We start from the raw sequence: 3,600 nt of genomic DNA on the forward strand, positions 1-3,600 counted from the left end.
GGGCCAGCGCGGCCTGCGTCTGGTCGCGCTCGCGGATCGACACGGAGCCGTCCCGAACCAGGTCTTCCACCCGCGCCATGTCGGCCCGCGCGCGCTGCAGCTGCGCCTGCGCGCTGGCAAGGCCCGCCGCCTGTCCCTGCAGCCCTGCCGTGCGGGATGCCCGTGCCTGCTGACTGTTCGCCAGGCTTGCCAGCGCCGCGCTCAGATTGGCGCGCGCCTGTTCCACCCGCGCGCGATAGATGCGGTCGTCGATCCGGGCCAGCACGTCGCCCTTGCGGACCGTCTGATAGTCCAGCACCGCGACCTGCGTTACATAGCCGCTCACCTGCGGGGCGATCACGGTGGTGCGGCCGCGTACATAGGCATTGTCGGTGGTGGCCGTGGCGCTGCGGAAGGGCGGCAAGCCCCAGGCATAGAGGACGACCAGTACGGACGCGATCACCAGCAGCGCGACGATCAGGATCGTCCTGGGGGTATGGGCGGGTGGCCGCCAGCGCGCGGGCGGTGCCTCGGGCGAAGCCGCCTGCTCGGCCGGTCCCGGATCGGTTGTCTCGTTCATGCCGTCATTCCCCTTGGCGTTCCCGCAGTCGCCTGCGCACGATCAGGAACAGAAGATAGAGCGCCGTCGCCAGCGCGAGCGCCGTGACGAACAGGAACACGCTGTTGAAGGCCAGGATATTGGCCTCGCGCGTCATCGCCTGGCCCAGCAGGGCCGCGCCCTGCGCGCTGCGCTGCGCCGGATCGCCGATCGCGCCCGCCACCGCCGCGCTCCCCGCGCGCAGCCGGTCGGCGACGATGGGGTTGGCCGCGTCCAGCTGCCCGGCCAGGATCGCGCTGTTATGCCGCACGCCGATCTGCTGCAGGCTGCCGAGCAAGGCGGAACCGGCGAGGCCGCCGACATTCTGCGTGGTGCTGAACAGCACGATGCAGGTGACGAGCGCGTCCGGCCCCTTCAGCATCATGCGGCTGAAGCCATAGAGAAAGGCGGGGCCGATGAAGAGCAGCGTGCCGAAGCCGATCAGCGCCTGGCTGAGGAAAAGCTCCGGCGGCCGGGTCAGGCTGGTCGACTGGGAATCGAGCCACGCGCCCGCCGCGATGATCAGCGAGGCGGCGCAGACCTGATGCGGGATCCGGGCGGGGTTCAGCGTCACCACCGCCACGACCATGCCGGCGATCATCGCCAGTCCCACCACGGCGAACAGGGCGTGAAGCTGGTCGTTGGTGAGGCCCCCGGCGGTCAGGAGCCCCACCGCGCCATAGCTCTGCTCGGCAAGCGCCAGCCGCACCAGCAGGGCGATCCCGGCGAAGCGCAGGATTTCCGGCGTGCCGATCCACCGCGTCAGGATCAGCGGTTTCTCGCGATGATGCTCGATCAGGAAGGCCGCGCCCAGCAGCGGGATCGCGCAGGCGAGCGCGACGCCCAGCCAGGGCGTGTCGTGCCACCACACGACCCGGCCCACGCCCAGCACCGCGCAGATCAGCAGCATCGCCGGCACCACCAGCGCCACGGTCAGCAGGTCCAGCGGACCGATTGCCTTCCTGCGCTCGCTGGGCGGCAGCGGCAGGGCGAAGCTCGCCCCCAGTACGGCGAGCGCCAGCCCCAGCTCCAGCAGATGCAGGCCCCGCCACTCGCCCAGTGCCAGCAACTCGACCGGCACCATGCGGGCGAGCGGCATGCCCAGCTGCGGCAGGCTGACGCCCAGCAGTGGCGCCAGCGGACGCAGCTTGCCCTGGAACACCTGCAGCAGGTTATAGACGGTGAAGGTGGTCAGCGCCGCCGCCGCCAGGCCGCACATGCCGCGGTTGACGACCGCCGTCGCGAAGCTGGGCCACAGGAGCTGGAGCAGGGCACTCGCCGCATAGAGCGCGACCAGCCCGTGGGTGATCGCCGGAATGCCGAACTGCATGCGCGCCTTGACCAGGGACAGGTTCGCCGTCGCGTTCATGGCGACATAGATGGCGGGCAGCAGGCTCGCCTGCGCCACATAGACGCCGAGCGAGCCGCTGAGCGGCTGCACGTTCACCGTGACGAGATTGTTGCCGAAGGTCGCGCCGAGCGCGGACAGCATGGCGATACCCATATAGCCCGCCTTGCGCGCCGCCGGATGGCGCGGGGCATAGGGCGATCCGGGGAAGGTCGGCTGCTCGTCCGGCGCGAAGACATAGGATGAAGGCGTAACGGCCCCGCTCACGGCCGGGTGCCTGTATCGACATTCCCCGAACGACGGATCGTCACGACGCGCATGCCCAAGGCCCCTGTCTCTTCCCGCCATGCCATCGGCAATGTGATGGCAACGTTGTTACGTTTAGGACATGATAAGGCAATGACACAATCGCATAGGCGCGCGAAATAATGCTACGCGGCTCAGGCGGCTTCGGGCGTCAGCTTCAGCAGCCGGCCCTGTGAGCTGCCGCCGTCCTCCAGCAGCCACAGCGCACCGTCGGGCCCCTGTTCCACCTCGCGGATGCGCGCGCCCATGTCCCACTGGTCCGCCTTGGTGGCGTTCTCGCCGTCCAGCTTCACCCGCAGCAGCGACTTGCTGGAAAGGCCGCCGATGAACAGCGAGTTCTTCCATTGCGGGAAGAGGTCGCCGGAATAATGGATGAGGCCGCCCGGCGAGATGGAGGGGTTCCACCACACCTTCGGTGCCTCGAATCCGTCGCCGGCGCGATGGTCGGGAATGGGCTTGCCGTCATAATGGTCGCCGTTGGAGGCGAGGGGATAGCCGTAGTTGAGGCCCGGCTTGATTAGGTTGACCTCGTCTCCGCCCTTGGGCCCCATTTCCTGCTCCCACAGCCGTCCTTCCGTGTCGAAGGCGATGCCCAGCAGGTTGCGATGGCCATAGGACCAGATGGCGGGATGGAATCCCTTGGCGGCCAGCGGGTTGCCCTTGGCCGGCGTGCCGTCCAGGTTCAGGCGCAGCACCTTGCCCAGCGTCGCCTTGGGATCCTGCGCAGGATCGAACTTCTGCCGCTCGCCATTGGTGAAGAACAGATATTTGCCGTCGGGGGAGAAGGCGATACGGCCGGAATAATGGCCGTTGCCCTCGACGAAGGGCGTCGCGCGGAAGATGACCTTCACTTCGCCCAGCTTCGTCGTGCCGTCGCTCGCCTGGTCGAAGGTTCCGGTGGCGAGCGCCACGCCCTTGCCGCCTTCGCCGGCCTGCGAGAAGCTGAAATAGACCTTGCGGTCCTTCGCGAAGGTCGGCGAAAGCACCACGTCCATCAACGCGCCCTGCCCCGCGCTGTCCACGGCGGGGATGCCCGCGATCGGGATCTTCGTGCCGTTGTTCGGGTCGAACAGGATCATCTCGCCCTTCTTCTCGGTCACCAGCATCCGCCCGTCGGGCAGGAAGGTCATCGCCCAGGGGGACTCGAAATCCGCGATGATGGAGGTCTTGAAGGGCCTGTCCCCGGTGGCCGCAGCGGCGTTCTGTCCCGTCGCATTCTCCGCCGAGCAGGCGATGAGGACCAGGGGCAGGGCGGCGAGGGGCAGATGACGCATCACTCTCTCCTTGGGATTTGTGCAGGACGGCAGGGTTTATGCGCGGACCATAGCCGATAATGGACAGTGGGCCAGCGGGAATGTCGGGGGGGGGG

3 protein-coding genes are annotated in these 3,600 nt (G+C 68.2%); all 3 read right to left on the reverse strand.

Annotation, left to right across the window (positions count from 1 at the left end; translation table 11 throughout):
* Positions 1-559, reverse strand: a 559-nt coding sequence (locus M529_RS47575; RefSeq protein WP_021320226.1) for an HlyD family secretion protein, incomplete at its 3' end; no start/stop codon positions are given.
* 4 nt (positions 560-563) lie between these two features.
* On the reverse strand, positions 564-2,192 hold the full coding sequence (locus tag M529_RS47580; protein ID WP_021320227.1) for a hypothetical protein: 1,629 nt from the start codon (positions 2,190-2,192) through the stop codon (positions 564-566).
* Between the two features lie 173 nt (positions 2,193-2,365).
* Positions 2,366-3,505: a PQQ-dependent sugar dehydrogenase gene (locus M529_RS47585; RefSeq protein WP_021320228.1), complete on the reverse strand. Its 1,140-nt coding sequence runs from the start codon at positions 3,503-3,505 to the stop codon at positions 2,366-2,368.
* Between the last annotated feature and the right edge of the window lie 95 nt (positions 3,506-3,600).

Origin of the sequence: Sphingobium ummariense RL-3, assembly GCF_000447205.1 — a bacterium.
GTDB classification, from domain to species: domain Bacteria; phylum Pseudomonadota; class Alphaproteobacteria; order Sphingomonadales; family Sphingomonadaceae; genus Sphingobium; species Sphingobium ummariense.

What these genes read in the sequence shown, in the direction of transcription:
- M529_RS47585 (WP_021320228.1), bottom strand. Translation starts at nt 3,505, where the DNA reads ATGCGTCATCTGCCCCTCGCCGCCCTGCCCCTGGTCCTCATCGCCTGC.